This is a genomic window from Coleofasciculus sp., from assembly GCF_046539235.1.
Lineage (GTDB): Bacteria > Cyanobacteriota > Cyanobacteriia > Cyanobacteriales > Coleofasciculaceae > Coleofasciculus.
Genome location: NZ_JBKHHI010000488.1, coordinates 1 through 4,647, shown reverse-complemented (window position 1 = coordinate 4,647; position 4,647 = coordinate 1). Strand labels below are relative to the sequence as shown.

Here is a 4,647-nt window from a genome sequence, read left to right as displayed (position 1 = left end):
TCGTTTGTAGTAAGGGCTTTAGCCCTATTTTATCAGGCATGAGACATCAACCCCACCGACAAATATAGCAAAAGGCAGAGGGCTCCAGGGCAGAAGGCTCCAAGGCAAAAGATTGACTGGTCAAGGTTTCAGCGTTGGGCTTTGTCCTAATCGCCTTGGCGACTGCTATACAATCGTAGGGTGGGTTAGGCGGTATTTAATCTAGACAATAACGATTTCAGTAGATATCCGCCGTAACCCACCACTCACTTAACCCCATACCATGATCAATAAACCAATAATTAAACCCTATTTTCATATTGAAATTCTCGATTCCACCGTATTTTTAATCTCAGAACAGGAATCCTTCGCCCTCAATGGACAGCTTTACACCCAATTAACCCCCTTACTCACCGGACAAACCGTTGACGATATCATTGAACAACTACAAAACACCGCATCAGCAGCGGAAATTTACTATGCCTTAATGTTAATGGAACAAAAGGGGTATATTGTCGAAGCCCAGGATCACATCTCATCAGAAATAGCCGCTTTTCTGGAAACCTTACAAGTTAATCCAATCTCAGCATGGCATCGCTTACAAACCACAACAGTATCGGTACAATGCTTGGGAAATTATTCCCTTCAAGACATCAAAACCCACCTAGAATCCCTCTCCCTAAACCTGAGGAAAGAAGGTGATTTAACCCTGGTTGTAACTGATGACTATTTGCGCCCCGAACTCGCAGACATTAACAGCAAAGATTGGCAAAACCAACAGCCTTGGCTATTAATCAAACCCATCGGTACTACCCTCTGGCTAGGTCCCCTATTTATACCCGGAGAAACCGGATGTTGGCACTGTTTAGCGCAACGGTTACGCACAAATCGCCCTGTAGAAACTTATATCCAAAAACAAAACCCAAAGGCATCAATTTTTCCCACCGCAAAAGCCGCATTCCCCTCCACCTGGCAAACCGGATTAAATCTCGCGGTGACGGAACTAATTAAATGGATTGTCCAAGGCAAAAATCCCCAAGTTACTGGACAGATTATTACCATCGATACCCTATCCCTAAACACAGAAACCCATACTTTAGTTCAGCGCCCTCAATGTCCCTGCTGTGGCAATCCCCAACAGTTTAACCAAACCCCATCTCCCATCCATCTCCACAACCAGACGAAAACATTTACCAATGATGGCGGACATCGTTCTGTCTCACCAGAAGCCACGCTGAAAAAATATCAACATCATCTGAGTCCGATTACGGGGGTTGTGCATACATTACAACCGAAAAAACTGACAGACAATGGTGTAATTCACAGTTATTATGCCGGACATAACTTTGCCATGATGTTCGATCCCCTCTACTTTTTACGGCAAACCGTGCGCGGGAAAAGTGGCGGTAAAGGGAAAACCGATAGTCAGGCAAAAGCAAGTGCGTTGTGTGAAGCGATTGAACGCTATTGTGGTATATTTCAAGGAGATGAGATTCGCCAAAAGGGACGTTATCAAGAGTTAAGCGATCGGGCGATTCATCCCAATCACTGTATGCTTTATAGTGAAGCGCAGTATGAGAATCGTCAGCAGATAAATGAAAAATCGACGCCAAGTCAACAGGTTCCCGAACCCTTTGATCCGCAACAAGAATTAGACTGGACGCCTGTTTGGTCATTAACCCATCAACAGTTTAAATATATCCCTACGGCTTATTGTTATTACGGCTATCCTAGAGAACAAAATCCCTATTGTTGGGCAAATTCTAATGGCGCAGCGGCAGGTAATACCGTAGAAGAGGCAATTTTGCAAGGGTTTATGGAGTTAGTGGAACGGGATGGGGTGGCGTTGTGGTGGTATAATCGGGTGCAGCGTCCAGGGGTCGATTTAGCCAGTTTTGATGACCCGTATTTAGAGGAGGTGGTTGAGTATTATCGCTCAATTCATCGGCAGATGTGGGTGATTGATATGACGACGGATTTGAATGTGCCGACGTTTACGGCGATTTCTCGACGAGTTGATCGGGAAGTTGAAGATATTGTCTTCGGTTTCGGCGCTCATTTTGACCCGAAAATTGCTCTATTACGGGCGATAACGGAGATGAATCAGGTGCTTCCGGCTGTGTTATCGGTGGCGGCTGATGGGACAACGGAGTATCGTTTTAATGATCCGGTGGCGTTAGATTGGTGGCAAAGGGCGACGATTGCCAATCAACCCTATCTGGTTCCTGATTCTAGGGTGAAGATGAAGGGTTATGGTGATTATTCGCCGATGGTAAGCGAGGATTTGGCGGAAGATGTCAGGAGTTGTGTCAATATTGCTGGAAAGCAGAGCTTGGAGGTGTTAGTTTTAGATCAGACTCGTCCGGATATTGGATTGCCTGTGGTTAAGGTGATTGTGCCGGGATTGCGTCATTTTTGGCAGCGATTGGCGTTTGGACGGTTGTACGATGTTCCGGTAAAATTGGGCTGGTTGTCTAAACCGTTGCTGGAGTCCCAGCTTAATCCGATTCCTATATTTTTGTGATTCTGTAGGGGCGCATAGATGTGCATTGGTGTCAACTTAAGGCTGAAACCCTTACTTAGTAAGAGATCCCCCCTAGCCCCCCTTTGAAAGGGGGGAACCAGAAATTAATCAAAGTCCCCCTTTTGAAGGGGGATTTAGGGGGATCTAAACGTTGAGCGCTAGTTATACAAAGTCTTAAGTTGACATGGGTGATAGACGTGCGCCCAATAATGTGTGTCCAACTGTTTTTGTGGTGGGGGTAGGAACGTTGAACCGGCGCTAAAGCGCAACTACAAGCGCAACTACAAGCGCAATTACGAACCCGATTAATGCTTTATGTCACTTCCTTTTATTCTGTCTTTTCGTAAGGATATTACTGTAACTGAAGAGTCGCGCGATCGCGTGGTGATTCAGTCAACCCGGATTAAGGGCAATCTGCCTCAGTATACGCTGAATCTGGAACAGGTATCGCCGGGATTATTAAGTGCGATAAATACTTTATCGACAGCCGGGGGAACAGAGGAGAATCTTAGTGATACTGTTCTCCAATCTGATGGGTTTGAGAGATTGGCAACGTTTTATTATTATCTGAATCAGTTTATTCAGTTAGGGTGGATTTGCCATACCGTTGCTGGGGATGGGTTTCCTATCGCTACGCGAGTTCCGATTTATCCGTTTAAACGGTTTCAGGTGCAACCGGCGAGAGTTGAACAACGCTATACCCTCTCGCGTTTTGCCTATTGCCATAAACAGGACAATCAGTTAATCCTGGAATCTCCTTTATCCCACGCCCAGATTAGTTTAGCCGATTGGCGCGGTGCGGCACTGGTTTCTGAATTGGCGCAACCGATAACCGGGGAGGAATTGTGTCAAACGATACCTGGATTGACGCCAGAAACGGTACAATTATTTTTGAGTTTGCTCTTGAGTAGCCAAATGCTAGGTGTTGTGCAGGATAATGGCAAGATTGAGGAGGACGAGAGTCATTCGTTAATATCCTGGGAGTTTCATGATTTGCTGTTTCACGCCAGAAGTCGCAAGGGAAGACATAGCAATGATTCGGGGAAAACGTTCCGCTTCCTGGATAAGATTCCCCAACCTCCGATGATTCAACCGAGAATGTCCGATGAGATTATTGAGTTGTATCAGCCGGATATCGAGAAACTTAAGGCGGAGGATTATTCCTTTACTTGGGTACTGGAGGAGAGGAAATCTATCCGAAGTTATAGCGATAAGCCGATAACCGTGAAGCAACTGGGGGAATTTCTGTATCGCTGCAGTCGGAATAAGCGAATTACGGCGAAGGATTATGGGGAATGCACCCACAGACCTTATGCGAATAGCGGTGGTCGATATGAGTTAGAATTGTATGCGATCGCGAATACCTGTGATCATCTAGACTCTGGAGTTTATCATTATCGTCCCGAAGCTCATCAGCTTTGTCGATTGACGGGCAGGAATGAGAATGTGGAGGCGCTTTTAGAAGAGGCCTATTTTGCCAATGGTAGATTCTGTATGCCGCAAGTTCTGTTTGTCTTCGCCCCACGGTTTCAGCGAGCAAGCTGGGTTTATGAATCCATTGCTTATGCTAATATGCTCAAGGATGTGGGTTCATTACAGCAGACCATGTATCTGGTAGCAACAGCGATGAATCTTGCACCTTGCGCGATCGGTGGTGGTAATTCCGATTTATTTGCGGCGACGGTGGGAACGGATTACTATCGGGAAACTTCAGTCGGAGAGTTTATTCTAGGTAGCCCATCTGTAGATTAGCCGAATGATCCAATCTAGACTAATTTAATTTCCCCGACCCCCTTGCATAGATAAAATAATCATTGTATATTAATATAACTATAACTTGGCGTAGCAGATATCAGGGAAATAACTGTCCCTAGTTAGGTAGAAAGTTAGACTAACCAGACTTTATCTAGCTTGTCTGCAATTCGCGCTGAGTTGAGTATCATTACTTCCCTTGACTAGATTCTTGGAATAATAGGAGAAAAACAATGTCAGTTTTGGTAAAGAATAATCCAGAAACTCAAAAGATTTTGTCCAAAATCGTTGCTCAGACGTGGGTAGATGAAGAGTTTAAATCGCAATTTCTCGCGAATACAAATCCTGTCTTAGAAGAGAACGGGTTAACGATTCCCAGTGGTGTAGAGTTT

The 4,647-nt window shown here is 45.1% G+C and carries 2 protein-coding genes; both read left to right on the top strand.

Features of this window, described 5'->3' with window-relative positions; translation table 11 throughout:
* The first annotated feature begins 262 nt into the window (after positions 1 to 262).
* Positions 263 to 2,503, top strand: coding sequence for a TOMM precursor leader peptide-binding protein (locus ACLFWI_RS27290; RefSeq protein ID WP_446415541.1), 2,241 nt, complete (start codon positions 263 to 265; stop codon positions 2,501 to 2,503).
* Between the two features lie 315 nt (positions 2,504 to 2,818).
* Positions 2,819 to 4,255 (top strand): SagB family peptide dehydrogenase, encoded by a 1,437-nt coding sequence (locus ACLFWI_RS27285; RefSeq protein WP_446415540.1) that lies wholly within the window; start codon positions 2,819 to 2,821, stop codon positions 4,253 to 4,255.
* Positions 4,256 to 4,647 lie beyond the last annotated feature (392 nt).

Excerpts from the sequence above, each read along its gene's own strand:
- ACLFWI_RS27290 (WP_446415541.1), top strand. The coding sequence starts at position 263 with ATGATCAATAAACCAATAATTAAACCCTATTTTCATATTGAAATTCTC.
- ACLFWI_RS27285 (WP_446415540.1), top strand. The coding sequence starts at position 2,819 with ATGTCACTTCCTTTTATTCTGTCTTTTCGTAAGGATATTACTGTAACT.